This is a genomic window from Bosea sp. F3-2 (genome assembly GCF_008253865.1).
Taxonomy (GTDB): Bacteria; Pseudomonadota; Alphaproteobacteria; order Rhizobiales; family Beijerinckiaceae; genus Allobosea.
This window is the reverse complement of the sequence record NZ_CP042331.1, coordinates 1,666,276-1,689,177: the sequence shown is the minus strand read 5'-3', so window position 1 is coordinate 1,689,177 and position 22,902 is coordinate 1,666,276. Positions and strand designations below refer to the sequence as shown.

At 63.7% G+C, this 22,902-nt stretch carries 19 protein-coding genes and 1 pseudogene; 13 read left to right on the top strand and 7 right to left on the bottom strand.

The genetic code is table 11. The features are described from left to right. Window positions 1-45 precede the first annotated feature (45 nt). A complete protein-coding gene (locus FQV39_RS07810) occupies window positions 46-873 on the top strand; it encodes an oxidoreductase (RefSeq protein WP_149129772.1) in 828 nt (275 codons plus the stop codon). Window positions 874-1,266: 393 nt separating this feature from the next. On the opposite strand, the gene FQV39_RS33635 is transcribed toward FQV39_RS07810, so the two are convergent. After that, window positions 1,267-1,407, bottom strand: coding sequence for a hypothetical protein (locus FQV39_RS33635; RefSeq protein ID WP_472840639.1), 141 nt, complete (start codon window positions 1,405-1,407; stop codon window positions 1,267-1,269). A gap of 499 nt (window positions 1,408-1,906) precedes the next feature. Here FQV39_RS33635 and FQV39_RS34350 point away from each other — a divergent pair, with 499 nt between their 5' ends. Then, window positions 1,907-2,329 carry a putative zinc-binding protein gene (locus FQV39_RS34350; protein ID WP_149129771.1) on the top strand — a complete coding sequence of 141 codons (423 nt, stop codon included), beginning with the start codon at window positions 1,907-1,909 and terminating at the stop codon, window positions 2,327-2,329. A 267-nt stretch (window positions 2,330-2,596) separates the two neighbouring features. On the opposite strand, the gene FQV39_RS07795 is transcribed toward FQV39_RS34350, so the two are convergent. Further along, window positions 2,597-2,752 carry a DUF1127 domain-containing protein gene (locus tag FQV39_RS07795; protein ID WP_149129770.1) on the bottom strand — a complete coding sequence of 52 codons (156 nt, stop codon included), beginning with the start codon at window positions 2,750-2,752 and terminating at the stop codon, window positions 2,597-2,599. 635 nt (window positions 2,753-3,387) lie between these two features. Between FQV39_RS07795 and FQV39_RS07790 the strand changes: the two genes are divergently transcribed. The 5 genes from FQV39_RS07790 (at window position 3,388) to FQV39_RS34110 (ending at window position 7,567) form a co-directional block, all read left to right on the top strand. Further along, a complete protein-coding gene (locus tag FQV39_RS07790; protein WP_149129769.1) occupies window positions 3,388-4,734 on the top strand; it encodes an LLM class flavin-dependent oxidoreductase in 1,347 nt (448 codons plus the stop codon). Between the two features lie 69 nt (window positions 4,735-4,803). Continuing rightward, window positions 4,804-5,814, top strand: coding sequence for an ABC transporter substrate-binding protein (locus FQV39_RS07785; protein WP_149129768.1), 1,011 nt, complete (start codon window positions 4,804-4,806; stop codon window positions 5,812-5,814). 3 nt (window positions 5,815-5,817) lie between these two features. Further along, window positions 5,818-6,705, top strand: a complete 888-nt coding sequence (locus FQV39_RS07780) for an ABC transporter permease (protein ID WP_149129767.1) — start codon at window positions 5,818-5,820, stop codon at window positions 6,703-6,705. Beyond that, a complete protein-coding gene (locus FQV39_RS07775; protein ID WP_149129766.1) occupies window positions 6,681-7,424 on the top strand; it encodes an ABC transporter ATP-binding protein in 744 nt (247 codons plus the stop codon). The genes FQV39_RS07780 and FQV39_RS07775 overlap by 25 nt, the downstream gene beginning before the upstream one ends. 14 nt (window positions 7,425-7,438) lie before the next feature. Continuing rightward, window positions 7,439-7,567, top strand: a complete 129-nt coding sequence (locus FQV39_RS34110; protein ID WP_282570272.1) for a hypothetical protein — start codon at window positions 7,439-7,441, stop codon at window positions 7,565-7,567. A 42-nt stretch (window positions 7,568-7,609) separates the two neighbouring features. Here FQV39_RS34110 and queE read toward each other — a convergent pair. From queE to FQV39_RS07760, 3 genes and pseudogenes are all read right to left on the bottom strand, one after another. Next, a pseudogene (gene queE, locus FQV39_RS07770) lies at window positions 7,610-8,267 on the bottom strand (7-carboxy-7-deazaguanine synthase QueE). Further along, window positions 8,264-8,620 carry a 6-pyruvoyl trahydropterin synthase family protein gene (locus tag FQV39_RS07765; protein ID WP_149129765.1) on the bottom strand — a complete coding sequence of 119 codons (357 nt, stop codon included), beginning with the start codon at window positions 8,618-8,620 and terminating at the stop codon, window positions 8,264-8,266. Before FQV39_RS07765 ends, queE begins: the two are co-directional and overlap by 4 nt. A gap of 1,037 nt (window positions 8,621-9,657) precedes the next feature. Next, complete coding sequence (locus FQV39_RS07760; protein ID WP_149133726.1) at window positions 9,658-10,641, bottom strand: 3'-5' exonuclease; 984 nt, start codon at window positions 10,639-10,641, stop codon at window positions 9,658-9,660. A 508-nt stretch (window positions 10,642-11,149) separates the two neighbouring features. On the opposite strand from FQV39_RS07760, the gene FQV39_RS07755 reads away from it, so the two are divergent. The 6 genes from FQV39_RS07755 to FQV39_RS07730 all read left to right on the top strand — a co-directional run bounded on the left by FQV39_RS07755 (window position 11,150) and on the right by FQV39_RS07730 (window position 20,663). Beyond that, entirely contained in the window at window positions 11,150-12,016 is an 867-nt protein-coding gene (locus FQV39_RS07755) for an ImuA family protein (RefSeq protein ID WP_210251184.1), read from the top strand. After that, a complete protein-coding gene (locus tag FQV39_RS07750) occupies window positions 11,922-13,466 on the top strand; it encodes a Y-family DNA polymerase (RefSeq protein ID WP_149129764.1) in 1,545 nt (514 codons plus the stop codon). Before FQV39_RS07755 ends, FQV39_RS07750 begins: the two co-directional genes overlap by 95 nt. After that, a complete protein-coding gene (locus tag FQV39_RS07745; protein ID WP_149129763.1) occupies window positions 13,463-17,050 on the top strand; it encodes an error-prone DNA polymerase in 3,588 nt (1,195 codons plus the stop codon). The genes FQV39_RS07750 and FQV39_RS07745 overlap by 4 nt, the downstream gene beginning before the upstream one ends. A gap of 234 nt (window positions 17,051-17,284) precedes the next feature. After that, a complete protein-coding gene (locus FQV39_RS07740; protein WP_149129762.1) occupies window positions 17,285-18,109 on the top strand; it encodes a phosphoadenylyl-sulfate reductase in 825 nt (274 codons plus the stop codon). Continuing rightward, entirely contained in the window at window positions 18,106-19,008 is a 903-nt protein-coding gene (cysD, locus tag FQV39_RS07735; RefSeq protein WP_149129761.1) for a sulfate adenylyltransferase subunit CysD, read from the top strand. Before FQV39_RS07740 ends, cysD begins: the two co-directional genes overlap by 4 nt. Further along, window positions 19,008-20,663: a GTP-binding protein gene (locus FQV39_RS07730; protein ID WP_149129760.1), complete on the top strand. Its 1,656-nt coding sequence runs from the start codon at window positions 19,008-19,010 to the stop codon at window positions 20,661-20,663. The genes cysD and FQV39_RS07730 overlap by 1 nt, the downstream gene beginning before the upstream one ends. 113 nt (window positions 20,664-20,776) lie before the next feature. On the opposite strand, the gene FQV39_RS07725 is transcribed toward FQV39_RS07730, so the two are convergent. Together FQV39_RS07725 and FQV39_RS07720 are read right to left on the bottom strand one after the other, a co-directional pair. Continuing rightward, window positions 20,777-21,184: a RidA family protein gene (locus tag FQV39_RS07725; RefSeq protein WP_149129759.1), complete on the bottom strand. Its 408-nt coding sequence runs from the start codon at window positions 21,182-21,184 to the stop codon at window positions 20,777-20,779. 44 nt (window positions 21,185-21,228) lie between these two features. Further along, on the bottom strand, window positions 21,229-22,869 hold the full coding sequence (locus FQV39_RS07720) for a benzoate-CoA ligase family protein (RefSeq protein ID WP_149129758.1): 1,641 nt from the start codon (window positions 22,867-22,869) through the stop codon (window positions 21,229-21,231). Between the last annotated feature and the right edge of the window lie 33 nt (window positions 22,870-22,902).

The window sequence follows — 22,902 nt, the reverse complement described above, 5'->3', positions numbered from 1 at the left end:
ATTATCAAGCAATAACACCAATCGATCAACAGGAGCGTGTCCCACATGCCAAAGAGGACCTTCTTTATCACCGGCGCGAATTCCGGCTTTGGCTTCGCGATCGCAACAGCAGCGATACGCCAGGGCCATAAAGTCATCGGCACAGTTCGCTCGGAACAATCGCGGGCAGCACTTGCAGAACGCTCGCCGGCGGTACGATCCGTCCTGTGCGACGTGACGGACTTCAACCGGGTATCCGACATCGTCCGGCAGTCCGAGGAGGACCATGGGCCGGTCGATGTGCTGATCAACAATGCCGGCTATGGCCACGAGGGAATTCTAGAGGAATCGCCCCTTGAGGAAATGCGGCGTCAGTTCGACGTGAACGTCTTCGGCGCGGTTGCGGTCGCCAAGGCCTTCCTGCCGCGGTTTCGCGAAAGGCGCAGCGGATTCATCGTCAACGTGACCTCGATGGGCGGCATAATCACCATGCCCGGCATCGCCTATTACTGCGGAAGCAAGTTCGCCCTTCAAGGCATTTCGGAAGTCATGCGCGCGGAGATGGCGCCGTTCGGCGTCCATGTGACGGCCCTGTGCCCCGGTTCCTTCCGGACGGACTGGGCCGGACGCTCAATGATCAGGACCGAGCGATCGATCGCAGATTACGACGCGCTGTTCGATCCGATCCGGCAGGCACGGCAAGCCAAGAGCGGCAAGCAACTCGGCGATCCCGACAAACTCGCAGCAGCCGTTCTAGGCTTGGTCGAGTCTGAGAACCCTCCACCTCAACTCCTGCTCGGAAGCGACGCCCTCGGACTTGTGTCAGACAGAGGCGAACGCCTGAAGCAGGAGATCGAGGCATGGAGGTCTGTTACCGTTTCGACGGATGGTTGATCGCGTTGGTTCAGCAAGCAATTCTAGCTTGTGTAAGGTCAATCCTTTGGCCAAATAGGGAACTTATTCCAGCCGCTGGTCGCCAGGCGATTTTGCTCTCCTGATGCCGACGAAGCCTTACAGCAAGCTCTGTCGAGGCCGCGATGATCCGGGGAATCCGGCCAGCCACGGCAACCTCGTGGCAAGCGCGAACAAGGCAACGCCCAATGCCGGACCGGCTGCGTCCTCCAGGTCGTTTAGCCACATCGCGCGCTGGACTCAGCTTCCCGATATTTGGAGGCACATTCCACGAAACATATGGTCTCGGCACTCGCGTGCCGCGAGTTGCCGATTTCTTGAGCCCATGTTCGAGTAATGAGGTTTTACTTTGATCGTGTCCGCGGGTCAGAAGCGTCACGCAATGCGTCGCCCAAGCGCGAGAGCACGTCGCAGCCGTAGGAATCGGTACCGAGCCAGAACTCGGCCGAGGGGGGCTGGCCGCGCCACGATGTTCTGTTTGAGAGGGTCGTACGGCGCAATCCAGGGTGCGAGCACAGCGATGAGGACGATCAATGCGAGCAGGACTGCGTTGTTCGCCCTGCTCCATGAGCCGCGAAACACCGCGCACGCAATAAGTATAACCAAGAGCGCCGCGGGAAGCCCAATGCTGTCCCCCGCACGACGTTCCCAGAATACGGAACGCCTGGCGCGACGGGACCGGCATCGTGGCTAAGCTGGCGAATGCTTCGAGGCGCCCCGCTTTCGCTGCGGGCGAGGTTGTGCCTTTCGAACTGGAATGCGGAAGATGACGTTCTGTTACCTCTTGCGCATTGAAGCTGATCGCCAGGATCGACAATCAACGGCGCCGCGCGCCCGATTCCGACTGGATTGCATCTACAGCGCCAGAATGGCTCCGGTGCGGCAATTGCGGTTGGTCGTCGAGATCAATCGTCGGGTCCTCGCTCTACCGCAACGACGCGGGTGTCCCATTGGGCTCATGTTAGCCAAGCGTGGGGAGAGAGGTGATGTCTGCCTCACCTGAAGGAGGCTCAGGATGGCGAGACGCGATCATCTTCCACTCGTCTATTCTTGCTCCGGATGTTCAAGCGCCGCTCAACTCGCCAACCATCTTGCTATTCGCATGGATCGCTCCGATCTGGCCGAAATGTCCTGTATCGCGGGCGTCGGAGGCGATGTTCCCTCGCTGGTGCGCGTCGCGACCTCTGGTCGGGCGATCGTAGCCATCGATGGTTGCGCACTGAAATGCGTTCAGAACTGCTTGGCTCGCCACGGAGTCGAGCCATCCATTCACTTTGACCTCACCCAGCTTGGTGTCAAAAAGCGTTTCAGAATGGACTTCGATCAGGCCCAGGCAGACGAGCTCTTCGAGCATCTCCGCAATAGCCTGAACGACGAGTCTGGCACTGTCCTCCCACCGATTGCGGCTACCTCTGAGGCTCGGCTCTTCGGGGACTGAGCCATCATCCGAAGATTACCCCAGTCAAGTTTCGTGGCGGCGAGGCCGCCGCCGATGACGGATATGGGTTGAGCTGGGGCTTTCATGGCCGGAGCGAGTCCGCGGCCGGGTTTCAGGTCGAGTGAAAGCAGTCCTGAAATGCAAAATGCCCGCCGTGAGGCGGGCATTCGCTCGACCGAAGCTCAAGGGGAGGGGAAACATGAGCCTTGGGAGAAACTAACCTGGAACGCACCGCGCCCGGTGACGCGGCGGTTCTATTCGGTGACTTCAGGCCGCAGCGTGCGAGCGGGCGACGAACTCGATCTCCGAGCGCGACAGGCCAAGATCGTCGAGTTCACGGTTGGTCAGACGGGAGAGCTCGCGAACGGTCTCGCGATAGCGGAGGAAGGCGCGAATTTTGGCGGCGATCATGGTGACGAACATGGTGGACTCCCTTAGCGAATATTCCGGACTGGGGCGGTGCCCACAGCGACAATCTCGTTGTGCGCTGCATATAAGCCGATCAGCCTGTCGCAATTAGGGGCTCTAACTCAGCTCCGTTATGCATCTAAGGCATGCGTTATTCGCTCTCTAGGGGATTTATGGTCTTGTTCTGCACTAAGAGCATGTCTCGTTTCAAGTGCAACCGATGTTCTGCCCAGAAAACGGGCGGCTTAGCAGCTACCCTAAGATTCGCATTTGACGCGCCCCGGTCAGTTTCGCCCGCTTTGATGTACGTCGGCTCGCCACCTGAGCCAGTCGTTCGGGATAGCGGAGGCTACCTGTGAATGTTCCCCATCCAACGGGCGATCTGCGCGACGAGGTACGCGCAACATGAAAGAGAACGTATCAATGCCAGCGTCAAAGTAGCGTATTTGCATTTATTTAAACCGATTATTGGAAATAATATTCTGAAAATATGCGTACATATACGCATAGAGATGAATTATATCATCCTAAAATTCGATCTGTATTCGAAAAATAGTTCCCTTGACCGGTTATTGAGCTCGTCGGCATCGTAACAGGTACAGAGGCGCTGTCCGGCGTCCCACCGATGCTATCGCAGAGAGGAGCGCCAAATGACAGGCTCTCAACGCCAGCTTACGCTCAACCTGTTCATCTATCCCGGCGGCCACCATGAAGCTGCTTGGCGCTATCGTGCATCGGAGCCAAAACGCGTTCTCGATATTCGATATTATCAAGAGCTCGCGCAGAAGGCGGAAGCCGCGAAGTTCGATGCGATCTTCTTTGCAGACGGACCTTCACTGCCGGAGAATGTACGGTACTCCTCGCGCGTTCGGTTCGAGCCTGTTACCTGGCTCACCGCAATCGCTGCAGCGACAAGCCATATCGGGCTGATCGGAACTGCCTCCACGACATATAACGAGCCCTATAACCTCGCTCGGCTGTTCGCGTCTCTGGACCACATTAGCAATGGTCGTGCCGGGTGGAATATCGTGACCACCAGCGATGCCGGGGCGGCTCAGAATTTCGGCTTGCCAGAACACCCACCTCATGGCGAGCGTTACGAGAAAGCCCGGGAATTCCTCGAGGTCGTCACGAAGCTCTGGGACAGCTGGGAAGACGAGGCCCTCGTTGCCGATTCAGAGAGCGGGATTTTCGCGGACAGCGAAAAAGTCCATGCCATCGATCATGTGGGCCGGCACTACCGCGTGCGCGGGCCTCTCAATGTGTCGCGTTCTCCGCAAGGGCGACCGGTCTACGTCCAGGCTGGTTCTTCCGACGATGGCCGCTCGTTTGCCGCCAAGTTTGCGGAGGCGATCTTCACTGCTCACCAAACGCTTGCGAGCGCGCAGGAGTTTTATGCCGATATCAAGAACCGAGGAGCGGCGCTCGGAAGGCACCCGGCTCATATCCGTGTCCTTCCGGGCATCAGCCCCTTCTTGGGATCCACGCAAGCTGAAGCGGATAGCTTGGAGGAGGAGATTAACGATCTCATCCAGCCCGCCGCGTCGCTTGATCAGCTGAAGCGTATGATTGGACTGGACCTGTCCGGGTTCGATCTTGATGGGCCTTTCCCGCGCCACCTCGTCGACACGGGTGGCCCCAAGGGCATAGCGAGCCGCTTCCAGCTTGTGCTCGACATCGTTGACCGCGAGAACCCGACTATACGGCAGTTGATCAAACGGCTCGCTGGCGCGCGTGGCCATCGGGTGGTCGTCGGTACGCCCGAGCACGTCGCTAACGAGATTCAGACCTGGTTCGAACATGGCGCCGCGGATGGCTTTAACGTCATGCCGCCTTGGCTGCACGGTGGGTTCGATGCTTTCGTGGACGAAGTCGTTCCGATCCTGCGAAAGCGCGGCCTCTTCCGCCACGAATATGCCGGTTCGACGCTGCGCGACCATTACGGGCTGACGCGACCGGAAAGCGGTTACGCGCAAGCGAGGCGCAAAAGCGCCTGAGGACTCTTGTCTCATCTCCTATGCCCACCTTCCGGCTCGCCGGCAGCGCGATTTTGAACGAGGACTTCGATGAAGTTGATCGATGCGGCACTCCTATCGGTGATGCTGGCAGGGTCCGCCATGGCGAGCCCGTTGCCGGAAAGCGCTCCAATACCGGGACATATTGCGCCAGGTACAACCCTGGTTGTCGGTGACCCGCAAACGCGCGTGGCGTTGACCCTTTCCGGAGAGCTGGAGCGCCTGCCGTTCAAGGTGGAGTGGGCGAACATCTCAGGCGGCCCTCAAACGATAGAGGCCTTCCGCGCGAAGGCCCTCGATATTGGCTCGGTTGCGGACATCCCGCCGATCCACGCGCAATGGACCGGTCTTGATGTGAAGATCGTGGCTGCGAAGTTCCGCCTGGATCCGGTGGGGCATCCGATCTACGTGATCGCGACAGCCCCCGGTTCGGGTATCGAGAAGCTTGAAGATCTGAAAGGCAAGAAGGTTGCCTTCAGCCCGGGACAGGCGCAAGGCGCGCTCGTGCTTCGCCTGCTCAAGAAGCTAAATCTCGCTCACAACGATGTCCAACTTGTCGAACTTCCGAGTGTCGGCGATGCGTATGTGAATGCGCTGGCGAGCAAGCTGGTCGATGTCGCGCCAATCGCCGAGGCCAACAAGCAGCGGTTCGTCCAGAACTATGCACGGGATGGAGCAAAGGCGCTTCCGCATGGTCTGCGCGACGACCCGGCCTATCTTTATGTGGTGAAGTCGTCTTTGGAGGACGCGAATAAGGCCGCTGCGGTTCGCGCTTATGTCCAGGCTTGGGGCAGGGCCACCCGATGGATCGAGGCGCACCCGGACGAGTGGATCAAAGGCTATTACGTCAAAGACCAAGGGCTAAAGCCGGACGCCGGGCGTTTCCTCGTCGAGTCCAATGGGAAACCAGACGTTCCGCTCGAATGGGGCGGCGCTATCGAGCGGCAGCAGGAGACGATTGATCTCCTGGCTGCGGAACTTCGCAAGCCGGTTCTCAAGGCCGAGGCGCTGTTTGACAGGCGGTTCGAGAAGGTTGCGGGCGCGGCCTATCTGGGAGAATGAGTCATGGCTGACATATCGATATCCCGCCCACGCTTTGGTCGACTGCGGGTTTCAAATCGCTGGCTTAGCCGGAACGACGCTGTCAACGCAGACGACGACAGTTCTTCCCGCCGGCGCAGGAAATTGGGACCGGGGCGTCCCATACCCTATGGCGCCGCGCTCGGGCCGGCACTCTTGCTCGTTCTCTGGCTCGTCGGTTCTGCAACCGGCTATATCGATGACCGCATCTTGTCGGCACCGTGGACAGTGGCGACGACGGGTCTGGAGCTCGTGCAGGATGGGCGGTTGCAGGAAAACCTTTGGACCTCGTTCGTGCGTTCGTTCTGGGGCTTGTTTTGGGGCATCGTGGCCGGTGCTTCGCTTGGCGTGATCGCTGGTTTAAGCCGGGTGGGCGAGTATCTCGTAGACGGCCCTATTCAGATTAAGCGTGCTATTCCGGCCTTGGCGCTGATCCCTCTGCTGATGCTTTGGTTCGGCATTGGTGAGGGCATGAAAATCCTGACCATCGCGCTGATCACGTTCGCACCGATCTACATCCAGACGCACGATGGCCTGCGGTCCACTGATGCGCGCTTTATCGAGCTGGCAGAGACGCTCGATCTCACCCATGCGCAGTTTCTGCGCCACGTGGTCCTACCGGCGGCGTTGCCGGGCTTTCTCCTCGGCTTGCGCTTTGGCGTTACCTATTCCTGGCTGGCGTTAGTTGTAGTCGAGCAAGTGAACGCGACAAGCGGGCTCGGGTATATGATCAATCTCGCCCGAACCTATGGCCAGACGGAGGTGATCATTCTCTGCCTCGCGGTCTACGCTGCGCTCGGCCTTAGCTCAGACTGGCTGGTGCGGCTCATCACACGGAAGGCTCTGCCATGGCGCAAAATTCTGGCGGATTAAGCCCTGTCGTTCGGGTTCGCGGCTTAAAGCGGTGCTACGGTGAACGAACCATCATCGACGGCGTCGATCTCGAAATCCGCCGCGGCGAATTCGTCACGCTCCTCGGACGATCCGGCTCAGGCAAAAGCACTCTCCTTCGTGCGCTCGCTGGTCTCGACCATGGTGTGCCGGGAAGGGGACGGCTGGAAATTCCGAAGGCCATTTCTGTTGTCTTCCAGGACGCCCGTCTGCTTCCCTGGAAGAAGGTCATCGATAACGTCGCCTTAGGCCTCAAAGGAGCTGCCCCGGAGGAACGAGCTCTGCAGTCGCTTGCTGAGGTCGAGCTGACAGCAAGAGCATCAGCTTGGCCGATGCAGCTTTCCGGCGGCGAACAGCAGCGAGCTGCGTTGGCGCGTTCACTCGTGCGCGAGCCGGATCTGCTCCTTCTCGACGAGCCTTTTGGTGCGCTTGATGCGCTGACACGCTTGCGGATGCAGTCGCTTCTCCTCGATCTCTGCGCTCGCCACAAGCCGGCCGTGCTGCTCGTGACGCATGACGTCGAAGAAGCGATTAATCTCGCACAACGTGTCCTTGTCCTGGATGAAGGGCGGTTCACGGTGGACATCCAAATCGATCTTCCGATTGAGGCCGGCCCGCGGGCGAGACGTTTCGCGGAAGTTCGTGCTGAGCTGTTGAGCGCCCTTGGAGTGACTGAGCGGGAGCTTCGTCGAGTAGCATAATCGTCCGAGCGGTCATGGAACTCATCAGCATCGATCGCGAAACTTTCCGCGTGGCTTTCGACGAGATCGAGACGGTTCCACAAACCTGGCGATCATTGCTCGGTAGCCAGCCGGGCGCAGGTCGTCGAGGCGCCGCACAATGATTAGCGTTCTTAATCGGAATTAGGGCACAACAAGGTATGCCGTTAAACGCCGCGTCTGTTGCCCCAGGCCAACACATGCAACTGCGGAAGAATCGGCCTCTTCGCTGCCAGGGCCCGCATGGGAGATCAGCGGAGCAGAATTCCCGACCTGCAGATAAACCGGTAAGCCCGGGCAGCGGTTCGCCAAGAACCGGGCGTAAGCGTAATCCTCGTCGTCGAACACAGCTACCTTGACGACGCATTGCGGTCCGCTCTTTGCGGCCGCGACGCAATCATCGAGGGCCCGCCACTCGGTTGCCATCCCCGAAGACGGCGGCTTCGGGCTGAGCATGAGCCAGTCAAGCGCGGCAAACCAAGGCTGCGGCACACTGCCTTGGGTCTCAAGGGCGAATGTGTGACCTTTCTGGCGCCCCTGTTCGATGAGCGGAGCCAAAGGCTGAAGTGCGGGATTGCCCCCCGATAACGACACGAGCACCCCCGCAGAGTTCGACAGCCGCTCCACCTCGGTCAGGATTGCGTTTGGCGTCATCAGCGTCCAATCTTCGCGGAACTCGGGCAGCACCGCGTAAAGTGTGTCGCACCATCGACAGCGATAATCGCAACCACCCGTGCGTACGAACACTGTCGGGCGTCCGATCAACGGACCTTCTCCCTGGACCGTCGGACCGAAGATCTCGCTGATGCGAATGCTCCCCTTCATGGACGGTACTCCGCCCACGTTTTCGGCGTCTCGCTGATGCGGACGGCAGCGACTTCTGGCCACCGCGCACTGCACCAGTCGTAGATCCACTTGGCAATGACCTCACTGGTTGTCCGGTCATGTCCGAGGACCTCGTTGAGGTGTCGATGATCCAGGCTGTTGTCGATGAGCGCCTTGAGTTCCGAGAGCTCGCGGTAATCGCGGACAAAGCCCACCGGATCAAGGTCGGCTGATTGCAGAATGACCTCGACCTCATAGTTGTGGCCGTGCAGCCGGGCGCAGGGGTGATCCGAAGGCAGGCCGCCGATCACGTGTGACGCCGAAAAGGCAAATCGCTTGGCGATGGTGTACATGACTGCGCGCCCTATTGCTGTTGCGCTGCCTGGTATCCCTGGCGATCTTCGATCCAGTAATCCGGGCACTAGTAGGATTGTTCTGAGAAGCGAGGCCAAATGCCTCGCCCGGCTCGACGCAGTTGCGAGAACAACAGATGAGCGCCGCTACGGACCGTTACCGCCTCGGAATCGGGTTGTTCCGCCGCGCCTACACCGAAGGCTACTGCCGAATTGATGGGGTATTGGGTTCGACGGTGACGCGCATGCTATCTTCCGCATAGTGCCCCTCTGGGACCCTGCCGCGGCAGGTCAGCGCCGATCATGTGGACGACGTCGCGGGGCACGCCAAAGCGCGCTCCCGTGCATGGGTCAGCTCTGTTTTATGGCGCCGGCCGTAGTCAAGTGACACGTGGCGGATGACGGCCGCTTTGGCCGGGACCTCGTGCGCGAGGGTCACGGATTCCCATCCGCAGATAATGATAGTCTTCACCGGGGTTCCTTGTTTTTACCGGGTAGGCTGCGACCGGATCGGCTCACGTGCCGATAGACGTTTGGCGGATCACGCGGATTCGGGCGCCATACACCTTGCGGCGCAACAAATAGACAGCGCTATACCGATGTCAATGAGGAGTACGTGGGTGGCAGCTCCATTGCCGAGCTGCTAGCCTCGGCCACGTGACTCAATCGGCGGCTGTTGCTGAAGGAAGCGACCGTGTGCGCGGCGCCTGGACTAGAGACCCGTTAGGATCGTCTGTCTGGTTCCCAGGCAAACGGCGCGCTGAGAGGCCGACGCCGCGCTTTCCATTCGCTGAGGCAAAGTGTCCTGTGCCTATCGATCATAATCTCCGAAACGCGGCAGAGCTCCATGGCATCGGACCGAAACTGAAGTTCACGCTTTCGGCCCAACGCTCTTAGGCCGCACGGGAGTGGATGACCGCAGGCGAACCGCTCTGCTCCTTGGCGACGACGAAAGCTCCGACCAGCGCGCCGATTAGGTCTTGAACGCTTTACACCTATTGGCGCCACTACGTTCCCGCATTGCCTATACGAGGTAATTACGCGCGATATCGATCAAGCGCCGTGAGCCGCCACGTCAGCGGCTCGGCGTCTTCCCAGCAATAGATCTCGGTACGAAGATAGCGGAACTCCTCCACGCGGAGTTCTTCCTCGGTCTCGATCCACCAGGCTCTCGGCCGACCGTCGCTTCCATCCGACCAGCGGTAGCCTCTGCTTTTTAGCTGGTCCTTCATGTCGAATGGCGCGTTTTCCGCATAGATGCGCACCCGACTCTGCTCGCTGGATCGCAGGAGTTCAGCGAATGGCCGCGCACGATTCTCTTCGGGCGGCCGCGCGAGGACCTCCAACAGCGCGTTGCAATCATCCGTCGCTCGGTGCGCCCCGTGAAACAGGCCAGACTGGCCGACGAGGTAGCCGAGTTTGTTTCCCTCGAAGCCAAGATCCGCCCATGGGATCTCCTTCACGGAACACGCCCAGGCTTTGGACGCGAAGGTAGGCGAGAGCTTCTCGCAAAACGGCCGATCGAATGCGGCGTTGTGAGCAATGATCAGGTCTGCAGGCTCAACCAGCGCATCGAGCGCCGCGATGTCAATTTCGAGCCCGGCAACCATCTCATCGGTGATCCCCGTCAGCCGCGTGATTTCCGCCGGGATCGGTTCCGAAGGCTGACGAAGCCCGCTGTAGACGCCCACGACATCGCCGATCACGCCGTCATCGTCGTATGTGAATGCGACCGCGCCAACTTCGATGATCTCGTCCTTGGCGTGGTTCAGACCAGTGGTCTCGGTGTCGACCAGGATCGCGAGGTTCGGAAAGACGCTTTGGGCCCGCGGTATGATTGGGCGCGGCACGAGCTTCCGCAGAACCCTGAATTGGCCGCTCTGCTCAAGCCGATGAGCCGCTTCCTCGTCGTCCCAACCAGCCGGTGAGGGCGCCGTGGCCGGACGCTTCCTCGGCGCTGGCCGCGGTGCCTCCCGGTAGCCTGGCGCGTCATCAAACAGGTCGATTTGAGCAGAGCTCATCTTCATGTCGTAGCTGTTTGTCCCTACGCCGTCGGCCCGCCTGTTCGTTACGATAGGAGCCCATGAGCGCGCGCGCCATGGTGCTTCTGCGGGCATAGCCGGATTTCCACCGCCGATGACTTATGGGTGCGCTAACGCAGACTTCTGGGGTGGGATAGCACGGTCTTCTAGGGGGAATGGCGCTCATTTGGGGTGCGCCACAGTTGCCGGCGTGGGGAAAGGCCCCGCGTCGATCCAACTCCCGGCTTTCAAGCGTTGGCCTCAGCTGTCAGCAAGTGGCCCGCACAGCGTCTGAGAAGGTGCGTTCTGACCTGCAGATCGGGGATTGTCCGAGACGGAGCAACGCTGCCGACAAACTTCGCCTACTGATGCCGACACACTACCCTCACCAGCCGACAAACTTTGGGGGTGGGGACAAGGGATGAGGCGGAGGGCGGTGAGACTCGACTCGCCTTCCGGCGGGGAGGGGTCTATAAAAGAACAAAGAGAGAACAATTACCTTATTGCCATGACTGCAGCCACCGCCCCGACCCTGTCCGATCTGCGCCGTAGCCTTGCCGAAGCGGCCCTGCGCGCGGGCCCGGCTTCGCAGGCGCGGATCGACCTGGGCGTGGCTTCGCTGGACGAGGCCCTGAATGGCGGCCTCGCCCGGGCGGCGCTGCACGAGATCTACGCTGCCGAGGTGGCCGATCTCGCTACCGCGACCGGCTTCGCGCTCGGGCTCGCTTTGAGGGCGGGGGCGGCGGAGGAAAAGATTGCTGAGCGGCCGATCCTCTGGGCGCGGCAGGATTTTGTCGATGCCGAGGCTGGCCGGCTGCATGCGCCAGGGCTCAACGAGCTTGGCCTCGATCCGGCGCGCCTCCTGCTGGTGCGGGCGCGCGATGGCGAAAGCGTGCTGCGGGCTGGTGCCGAGGCGGCACGCTGCCCGGCGCTCGGCGCCGTGCTGATCGAACCCTGGGGCGAGCCGCGCGCCTTCGACCTGACGGCGAGCCGCCGCCTCGCTCTGGCGGCCGAAGGCTCGGGCGTGCCGGTCCTGCTGCTGCGCGTGGCGGCGGCCGAGACGCCGAGCGCGGCGCGCACGCGCTGGCAGGTGCGGGCGCTCGCATCACGGGCGCTGGAGGCCAATGCCCCGGGCGCGCCGGCTTTTGTCGTGAGATTGCTGCGCCAGCGCGGCGGTGCGGCGGAACGTGAGTGGCATGTGGAGTGGGACCGTGACCGACGAACTTTCGCGGAACGCAGCCTTTTCGACCGATCCGACAGACTGGCTTCCCGGACAGACCATGCCGCGCCGCTATCTCGCCCTCTGGTTCCCCTTCCTGGCGACGGACAGGTTGCGGCGGACGGGCGCGATTCCGGCCTTCGGCGCGCCGGCTGAGAAGTCGCATGTCCTGGTCGAGACGCAGCACAACGCACTGCGCTTGGTCGATTGCGACAGGCGTGCTCTCGATCTTGGTCTGACCCGCGGCCTGACCCTGGCCGATGCCCGCGCCCGCGTCCCCGATCTCGTCGCACTGGAGGCTGAGCCCCGGGCGGATCGTGAGTTCCTCGAAGCGCTCGCCGCCTTCTGCGACCGCTTCACGCCCCTGGTCGCGCTGGATGAACCGCATGGTATCATGCTCGACATCACCGGCTGCGCCCATCTCTTCGGCGGCGAGGAGCGGATGGTTGGCCTTGTGCGGCGGGTGATGGACCGGATGGGTTTGAGCCTGAAAGCCGCCATCGCCGCCACGCCCGACGCTGCTCGCGCCTGCGCCCGCTTCACACGGGGCGGCATCATCCCGCCGGGACGGGACGAAGCCGTGCTGCGTCTGCTGCCGGTCGCGGCGCTGGAGGCCGAAGCCGAGATCGTGATCGCGCTCTCCCGTGCCGGTTTGAAAACCTTGGCCGATGTCGCGGCACGCCCTTCGGAGACCCTGTCCGCCCGCTTCGGCGAGGCGCTGGCGACGAAGCTCAGGCGCATCCTCCGCTGCGAGGACCGGCGCATCACGCCTCTGCGCTCGCCGCCGGACTGCATTGTCGAGCGTCATTTCGCCGAGCCCTTCGCCGATAGCGCGAGCCTCGAGGCGGTGGTCACCCGCCTGATCGGGGAAGCGGCCCGTGTGCTGGAGGCGCGTGGCGAAGGCGGGCGCGTTTTCGAGATCGCCTTCTTCCGCAGCGACGGCACTGTCCGCCGCCTCGCCATCGAGACCGGCAGGCCCTCACGCGATGCGAAGGCGCTGCTTCGGCTCTATCGCGAGCGTATCGAGACGCTGGCCGATCCGCTCGATCCCGGCTTCGGCTTCGATGCGATCAAGCTCTCCGTGCCGGTCTGCGAGCTGCTGAACACGCCGCAACACAGCCTCGATGGCCGCGCCGTCGAGGAGGAGGCCGTGACCGATCTCGTCGACCGGCTCGTTACCCGCTTCGGCCGCGACCGGGTGTTGCGCTTCGCGGCGCAGGACACGCATCACCCCGTCCGCGCGGCAAAAGCGCTTTCGGCCGCCGCGCCGCTGCCGGAAGCGGTCTGGCCCGAGCCCGAGCCGCAGGAGCCGCCGGCCCGTCCGCTCCAGCTCTTCGAGCCGCCGCAGCCGGTCGAGGCCATCGCGGAGGTGCCGGACGGTCCGCCGATCCGCTTCCGCTGGCGGCGCCTCACCCATGACGTCGCCCGCGCCGAAGGCCCCGAGCGCATCGCGCCCGAATGGTGGCGCGACGGCAGCGACGAGCCGATGCGCGATTATTATCGCGTCGAGGATGCGCAAGGCCGTCGCTTCTGGCTCTACCGCACCGGCTTCTATGAGGCCGATAGCGCCCCGCCACGCTGGTTCCTGCACGGGCTCTTCGCATGAATCAGTCTGTCAGCCCCTTCGCCGAACCTGTTGCGGCGACGAATTTTTCCTTCCTGCGCGGCGCCTCGCCGGGGCCGAACATGGTGCTGACGGCGCTTCTGCTCGGATATGCCGGCATCGGCATCGCCGACCGCAACACGGTGGCGGGCGTGGTGCGCGCCTGGGCCGCGCTGAGGCAGTTGCGGGAGGACGGTTTGCCGGCGCCCGAGAAGGTCAGAAAAGGTGGCAGCCCCGGCGAATATATCTGGGTCGAGAACCCGGATTTCGCCGATCTATCCTTCAAGCCTGAGCAGATGCAGGCGATAGCGGATCGCTTCAAGCTCGCGACCGGAACGCGCCTCGTCTTCGCCGACGGCACGCCCGACATCGTCGCCTACCCGGCCAACCGCGCCGGCTGGGGCCGCCTCTGCCGCTTGCTCAGTCATGGCAACCTGAAGGAGGGCGTGAAGAAGGGCGAATGCCACCTCGTCCTCGACGACCTCCTGAACGATGCCCGGGACCTGTTGCTGATCCTGATGCCGGGGCAGCGCCTCGATGGCTTGGCCGGGTTGCTCGCTAGGCTCGATGACGCCGCGCCCGGCGCGGTCTGGCTTGCTGCCAGCATGCATCGGCGCGGCGACGACCGCCGCCGCCTCGCGCGGCTGAAGACGATCGCCGCCGTGACCCGCACTCCGCTGATCGCGACCAATGATGCGCTCTACGATTCCATCGAGCAGCGCGATCTTCAGGACGTGCTCACCTGTATCCGCGAGGGCGTCACCATAGAGCGGGCAGGGCGATTGCTGGAGGCCAATGCCGAGCGCCACCTCAAGCTGCCGCAGGAGATGGCCCGCCTCTTCCGCGATGCGCCTGAGGCGATCGCCGAGACGCAGCATCTCTTCTCCCGCGTCGAATTCGACCTCCGCCAGCTGAAATATGAATATCCCGACGAGCCGGTGCCGCCCGGCTGGAAGGATCAGGACTGGCTCGTGGAACTGGTCCGGCGCCGCAGCCTGATCCGCTATCCCGACGGCGTGCCGGAAAAGGTGCAGGGATTGCTGACGAAGGAGCTCGCTCTCATCGAGACGCTGGAATACGCCCGCTATTTCCTGACCATCCGCCAGATCGTCGAGTTCGCTGATAGCAAGGGCATTCTCTGCCAGGGCCGCGGCTCGGCTGCCAATTCAGCCGTCTGCTACGTGCTCGGCATCACCGCCGTTGATCCCAACGACAACGACGTGCTGTTCGAGCGCTTCATCTCGACCGAGCGCCGCGAGCCGCCCGACATCGACGTCGACTTCGAACATGAGCGGCGCGAGGAGGTGATCCAGTGGATCTACTGGAAGTACGGTCGTGAGCGTGCTGGCATCGCCGCCACCGTGATCCATTACCGGCCGCGCAGCGCCATCCGCGAGGTCGGCAAGGTGCTGGGCCTGACCGAGGACGTCACCGCTCGCATCGCCGACACGCAATGGGGCAGCTGGGGCAGCGAGATCGGTGACAATCGCGTCCGCCAGGCCGGGCTCGATCCGAAGAACCCGACGATCCGCCGCGCCGTCGATTTCGCCATCCGGCTCCTGGGCTATCCGCGCCATCTCTCCCAGCACGTCGGCGGCTTCGTATTGTCGCGCGGCCGTCTCGACGAAACGGTGCCGATCGGCAACGCCGCGATGGCCGATCGCACCTTCATCGAATGGGACCGCGACGACATCGACGCGCTCAGGCTGATGAAGGTCGATGTGCTGGCGCTCGGCATGCTGACCTGCATCCGCAAGGCGTTCGAGCTGATCGCAGCCAATGGCGGAAGGTCCTATCAGCTCGCCGATTTCACGGACGGCGATGAAGGCACCTACGACATGCTCTGCGAGGGCAAGTCGCTCGGAGTTTTCCAGGTCGAGAGCCGGGCGCAGATGAACATGCTACCGCGGCTGAAGCCGCGGGAGTTCTACGACCTCGTCATCCAGGTCGCGATCGTTCGGCCCGGCCCGATCCAGGGCAATATGGTGCATCCCTATCTGAAGCGGCGGGCCAAGCTGGAGGACGTCGTATTTCCTTCTCCGAAGCCGCCCCATGACAAGGATGAATTGAAGGAGGTCCTGAACAAGACCCTCGGCGTCCCGCTCTTTCAGGAGCAGGCGATGAAGCTGGCCATGGTCGCGGCCGAGTTTTCGGACATCGAAGCCAACGGCCTGCGCAAGGCGATGGCGACCTTCCGCAATGCCGGCACCATCGGCAATTACGAGGCGATGATGGTCGAGCGCATGGTCGCACGCGGCTACGAGCGCGATTTCGCCCAGCGCTGCTTCGACCAGATCAAGGGCTTCGGCAGCTACGGCTTCCCGGAGAGCCATGCGGCTTCCTTCGCCAAGCTGGTCTACATCTCCTCCTATCTGAAGAAGCACCACCCGGCCGCCTTCGCCTGCGCGCTGCTGAATTCCCAGCCGATGGGCTTCTACGCCCCGGCTCAGATCGTCCGCGAGGCGGAGGAAAACGGAAAAGTGGAGGCGCGCCCGGTCGATGTGAACCGGAGTGGCTGGGACAATGGGCTGGAGAAGATTGATGTCGACGGCGTGGCCGAGAAAGCCGCGGGGAACCCTCTCCCGGAGGGAGAGGGCAGGGTGAGGGGAAGGCCGTTGGATGGTGTGCCGGATCCTCACCGCAGCGCCGCCGAGATGTGGCGCCCGATTGGTCCAGCGGCCGACACCTCACCCCTGCCCCTCTCCTTACAGGAGAGGGGTTCTCCCAGCGCCTGTACTGAAAATGGGAAGGATGAACCGAAACACCCCTTCGCCCTGCGCCTAGGCTTCTGCCAGATCGACAGCTTCAAGGAGGACTGGGGCCACGCCATCGAAAAGGCGCGGGAAGCGAGCGGCCCCTACCACGATGTCGAGGAACTGATGCGCCGGGCCAATCTGCCCGCCCGCGCCATGCGCCTGCTGGCCGATGCTGATGCCTTCCGTTCGCTCGGGCTCGACCGGCGTGAAGCGCTCTGGGCCGTGCGCCGCCTGCCGGACGATCCGGCACTGCCGCTCTTCGCAGCCGCCCAGGCCCGCGAGCTCGGACAGGAGTCGGCGATGGCGCTGCCCGTCATGCCGCTGGCCGAACATATCGTTGCCGACTACCAGACGGTGCGGCTCTCGTTGAAAGGCCACCCGATGCAGCTCCTGCGTCCGCGCTTCCGCCGCGAGGGCGTGCTGAGCTGCGCCGAGACCGAGGCGAGGCCCGATGCCGCCTTCGCCCGCACGGCCGGAATCGTGCTGGTGCGCCAGCGCCCGGGCAACGGCAATGCCATCTTCGTCACGCTGGAGGACGAGACCGGCATCACCAATGTCGTGATTTGGGCGCGATTGTTCGAGCGCTTCCGCCGTGAGGTCATGGGCGCGCGGCTGATGCTGGTCGAGGGCAGGGTGCAGAAAAGCGTCGAAGGCGTCGTCCATCTCATGGCCCAGCGTATCGTCGACCGCTCGGCCGATCTGCTCTCGCTCTCCGACACGCATCCCGCGGAAGTGCCGCTCCCCGTCGACGAGCTGAAGAACCCGCCGCTACCGCGCCATCGCCATCCGCGCAATGTACGTATTCTGCCGAAATCGCGGGATTTCCATTGAAAGGATTGGCCTCTCGTTCGTTGCGCCCGTCCCGGTCGAGCCCCCCGGCTGAATATCACTGCCGGGATCGTCGCCGGCGTAGCGGCTCACCCGAGGGGCGCAGCGTTCGTCAAAACAATCTTCTCCTCTGAAAGTGAAATAAGAAAAAACACGCTACTGCATGTGAATTGAGCTTTGGCGCCTGCGGGTATAAGTCGTTTGTTCGATTTACCGAACAAACGGCACGGCAGGACAATGGCGAAAAGCCCCGGCCAGGACGAGGCGACAGCAACCGAAACGGCGCCGGATGAGGCTGCCGCGGAAAGGCTGGCGCGCCGCGTCGCAACATTGAATACGGCGCTCGGCGCGGCCGATGTTCCGGCTCGCCTCGCCGGGGTCGTTGCGGGAGCCGCGGGAGAAGTGGTCTTCACCACCTCCTTCGGGCTTGAAGACCAGGTGCTGACCCATTTCATCGCCACGGCGAAGCTACCGGTGACCTTCGCTACGCTCGATACAGGCCGGCTCTTCCCCGAGGTCTATGCGCTCTGGCAGAAGACCGAAGAGCGCTACGGCATCCTGATCCGCCCCTATTATCCGCGCCATGAGGCGGTCGAGCTCTATGTCCGCCAGAACGGCATCAACGGCTTCTATGCTTCGCGGGATGCCCGCAAATCCTGCTGCGACATCCGCAAGGTCGAGCCGCTCGGCCGAGCGCTGGCGGGCGCCGATATCTGGCTGACGGGCTTGCGCGCCGACCAGTCGGCGGCGCGCGGCGCCGTCCCGCTCGCGGAGGCGGATGCGGCGCGCGGCCTCGTCAAGGCGAGCCCGCTGATCGACTGGTCGCGCGAGCGCACGCTCGCCTTCGCCGAGGAAAATGGCGTGCCGATCAATCCACTGCACGCCCAAGGCTTCGTCTCGATCGGCTGCCAGCCCTGCACCCGCGCCATCCGCCCCGACGAGCCCGAGCGGGCCGGGCGCTGGTGGTGGGAGGACGACGCCGCCAAGGAATGCGGCCTGCATGTCGGGCCGGACGGAAAGCTGGCGCGCGCCAAAACCGCACCGGCGGAGGCTCAGGCATGATCCAGCTCAGCCATCTCCAGAAGCTCGAGGCGGAAGCCATCTTCATCATCCGCGAGGTGGCGGCGACCTGCGACAAGCCGGTGCTGCTCTATTCGATCGGCAAGGATTCCGCCGTCCTGCTGCATCTGGCGATGAAGGCGTTCTATCCGGCCAAGCCGCCTTTCCCGCTGCTCCATGTCGATACGACCTGGAAGTTCCGGGACATGATCGCTTTCCGCGACGAGACGGCGGCGCGCCTCGGGCTCGACCTGATCGTCCATGTCAACCGGGAGGGCGTCGAGGCCGGCATCGGCCCCTTCGCCTCGGGATCGCGCATCCACACCGACGTGATGAAGACGCAGGGGCTGAAGCAGGCGCTCGACCTGCACAAATTCGATGCGGCCTTTGGCGGTGCCCGCCGCGACGAGGAGAAGAGCCGGGCCAAGGAACGTGTCTTCTCGTTGCGGAGCCCTGAGCATCGCTGGGACCCGAAGAACCAGCGCCCCGAGCCCTGGCAGCTTTTCAACACGCGCAAGCATCGCGGCGAGAGTTTCCGGGTCTTCCCGCTCTCCAATTGGACCGAGCGCGACATCTGGGACTACATCGCGCTGGAGAACATCCCTGTCGTGCCGCTCTACTTTGCCGCGCCGCGCCCGGTCGTGGAGCGCGATGGTGCCTGGATCATGCGCGACGACGAACGCATGAAATTGCGCCCCGGCGAGGTGGTCGAGACCCGCATGGTCCGCTTCCGCACCCTCGGCTGCTACCCCCTGACCGGCGCGGTCGAAAGCGAGGCTGCGAGTCTGACCGACATCATCGCCGAGATGCGCTCGTCCCGGTCCTCCGAGCGGCAGGGCCGCGTCATCGACCATGACGGCTCGGGCTCGATGGAGCAGAAGAAGCAGGAAGGCTATTTCTGATGGGCTTCGCCATCGCCAGGAACCTGGCCAAAAAGAACCTGAAGGTGCCGAAACCGGCCCAGAATCTTCTCCCCGCCAACGATACGCCGGGCGCAGCCGAAACCGGCCAGCATTCGCTGCTGCGCTTCATCACCTGCGGCTCGGTGGATGACGGCAAGTCGACGCTGATCGGCCGCATGCTCTACGAGGCCGGGGCGGTCTTCGACGACCAGCTCAGCGCGCTCGACAGCGATTCCCGCAAATTCGGCACGCAAGGCGCGGCGCCCGATTTCGCCCTGCTGGTCGACGGCCTCTCGGCCGAGCGCGAGCAGGGCATCACCATCGACGTGGCCTATCGCTATTTCGCCACCGACAAGCGCAGCTTCATCGTCGCCGATACGCCCGGACACGAGCAGTACACCCGCAACATGGCGACCGGCGCCTCCACTGCCGATCTCGCCATCATCCTGGTCGATGCCCGCAAGGGCCTGCTGCCGCAGACGCGCCGTCACTCCTTCATCGTCTCGCTGGTCGGCGTCCGCCATGTCGTGGTCGCGATCAACAAGATGGACCTTGTCGGCTATGATGAGGCCGTCTTCGAGCGGATCGCGGCCGATTACCGCGCGGCGGTGAAGAGCCTCGGCTTCGCCTCGATCAACTTCATCCCGGTCTCGGCGCGCGACGGCGAGAACGTCATGCGGCCGTCCTCGCTCATGGGCTGGTATGACGGCCCGGCGCTGTTGCCCTATCTCGAAAGCATTGCGATCACGCGCGCTGCACCCAGCGGCGAAGGCTTCGTCCTGCCGGTGCAGTGGGTCAATCGCCCGGATCTCGATTTCCGCGGTTATGCCGGCACGCCCGTCGCCGGCCGCGCCCGCGTTGGCGATCCGGTTGTAGCGCTGCCCTCCGGACGCACGAGCCGCATCGCCCGGCTGATCGGTGCTGCCGGCGAGGCGAGCCAGATCGCCGCCGGGCAGGCCGCAACCGTGACCCTCGAAGACGACATCGACATCTCGCGCGGGGACGTCATAGTCGCTGCGCACACCGCGCTGCCGGTGAGCCGCGGGCTCACGGCGCGACTGCTCTGGACGGGCGAGCGCGCCATGCTGGAGGGTGGTCAGTTCCTGGTGAAAATGGCGACGCAAAGCGCCAGCGCCACGGTCGAGACCTTGCACCACAGCATCGATATCGAGGGCTTTCGGCCGCTGCCGGCGCAAGCCCTACGCATGAACGGCATCGGCCTGGTCACGCTCCGGCTCGACAGGCCGCTGGTCTCGCTGCCCTATGCCGAAAGCCACGAGCTCGGGGGCTTCATTCTGATCGATCGGATCAGCAACGAGACCGTCGCCTTCGGCTTCGTCCAGCCGGGCGGGGGCGCCGAGCATGAGGCTGTGATCGGCGAAGGCGGCGTGACGGCCCGGTTCCGGCGTAACGTCATCCGCATTGTCGGCCGGCGCGGCACGCCTGATCGCCGCGCCTGGCTTGCGGCGGTGAGCTGGCGGGTGCTGAGCACGGCCGGCCTTTTCGCCGCCGCCTTCGTGCTGACCCGCAATGCGCCAGCGTCTCTGGCGCTCGCCGTCGGCGACATCCTGCTGCGTCCCGCCTTGCGGGCGCTCCACATGCGGCTCTGGAGCAAGGAGCCGGCCGGGGCTTTGCAGGACGGCGCGGGGATTTAGCTAGCCGTCATTCTCGGGCGGCGCACGGCGTCGACCCGAGAATCTCTTGCGGAAGATGGCTTCGTTGAAGAGGTGCTCGGGTCAAGCCCGAGCATGACGCGTCCTCGAGGGGCTCAGCCTGCGATCACCGCCGTCGCCTCGATCTCCAGCAACGCTTCCGGCTCGACCAGCGCGGTGACCGCGACCACCGCCATCGCCGGGAAATGCCGGCCGAAGACCTCGCGATAGACCGGCCCCATCTCCCGGAGGCTGTCGCGGTAGCTCTGGATGTCGGTGACGTACCAGGTCAGGCGCACGATATCCTCGACGCGGCCACCGCCAGCCTCGACGACCGCCTTGATGTTCATGAACGTCTGCCGGAGCTGGCCGACGAAGCCCTGCGCGAAGACACCTTGCGCATCCCAGCCGACGAGCCCGCCGGTCATCAGCACCCGGCCTTCCGCCACCATGCCGTTGGCATAGCCGCGGGGTTGCGGCCAGCCCTCGGGCAGGATCGCGCGGGAGGATGAAGCGTTGGACATGGTGTTGCCCCGTCAGTGGCCATTCGGCTCGTGGTTGGAAGGAGTTACGCCCCGCCTTGCGCCATCTGGCGCAAGGCGAAGCGTTGCAGCTTGCCGGTCGCTGTCTTCGGCAAGGTGTCGACGAATTCGATGGCGCGCGGATATTTGTAGGGCGCGATACCGGCCTTCACATGCTCCTGCAACGCCTTGACCAGCGCCGCATCGCCCGTGACGCCCTCGCGCAGCACGACATAGGCCTTCACGATCTGGCCGCGATCGGGGCAGGGCGCGCCGACGACGCCGCATTCCGCCACCGCCTCATGCGTCAGCAGGCAGGCTTCCACCTCGGGGCCGGCGATGTTGTAGCCGGCCGAGATGATCATGTCGTCCGAGCGCGCCTGGTACCAGAAGTAACCGTCGGCATCGCGCAGATAGGTGTCGCCGGTGATGTTCCAGCCGTTCAGGACGTATTTGGCCTGCCGGGGGTCGGCGAGGTAACGGCAGCCGGTCGGCCCGCGCACGGCGAGCCTGCCGGGCGTGCCGTCCGGCACTTCGTTGCCGTTCTCGTTGACGATCTTCGCCTCGTAGCCCGGCACCGGCAGCCCGGTCGATCCCGGCCGGATCGCCTCGCGCGGCGCGCCGATGAAGATGTGCAGCATTTCGGTTGCTCCGATGCCGTCCATCAGCGGCAGCCCCGTACGCGCCTGCCAGGCGTCAAAGGTGGCCTTGGGCAGCGCCTCGCCGGCCGAGACGCAGATGCGCAGCGAGGAGATGTCGCGTCCGTCGAGCTTGTCGAGGATGGCGCGGTAGGCGGTCGGCGCCGTGAAGACGACGCTGACCTTGTAGCGCTCGATCGCGTCGACTAGGTCGGCCGGTCCGGCCTTCTCGGGCAGCACCATCGCCGCGCCAATCCGCATCGGGAAGAGCACGAGCCCGCCGAGCCCGAAGGTGAAGGCGAGCGGCGGCGAGCCGGTGAAACGGTCCTCCGGCGACGCCTTCAGCACCCGCGCGCCGTAGCAGTCGCAGATCGCCAGCATGTCCTGGTGGAAATGCATGGTGCCCTTCGGCTCGCCGGTGGTGCCGGAAGTGAAGGCGATCAGGCAGACATCATCGCGGGCGGTGTCGGCGGCCTCGAAGTGCTCGTAGCCCGGCTGCGCCATCAGCCCTTCAAGCTCGCTGCCGGCAGAGCCGAAGGCGACAATGCGGGCAAGCTCGGGCGCCTGTGATTTTGCAGCTTCCAGCTCGGCGGTGAGGCGGTGGTCGCAGAGCGCGAACGCGATCTTGGCCTTGCGCAGCGGATAAGCGAGCTCGCCCGCCCGCAGCATCGGCATGGTCGCGACCGCGATGCCGCCGGCCTTGATGACGGCGAGATAGGCAGCGACCATCATCGGCGTATTGCCGGCGCGCAGCAGCACGCGGTTGCCGCTGACCATGCCGAGATCACGGGTCAGCACATTGGCGATGCGGTTCACCTTGTCAGTGAGGTCCGCATAGCTCCAGTGCAGGTCGGCGGCAATTACGGCCGTGCGCTCGCCGCGCCCTTCGGTGATGTGCCTGTCCAGCAGCTCGGCGACGCAGTTCAGCCGCTCGGGATAGGCGAGCCCTGCCTCTTCAAGTCTCAGATCGGGCCAGCTTTCGCTCGGCGGCAGGTTGTCCCGTGCGAAGCTGTCCTTATGCCCCGATCTCGCGAATCCGGTTGTTGTCATCTCGTTCCCCTGCCTAGAGCCGGGTCCGATCAG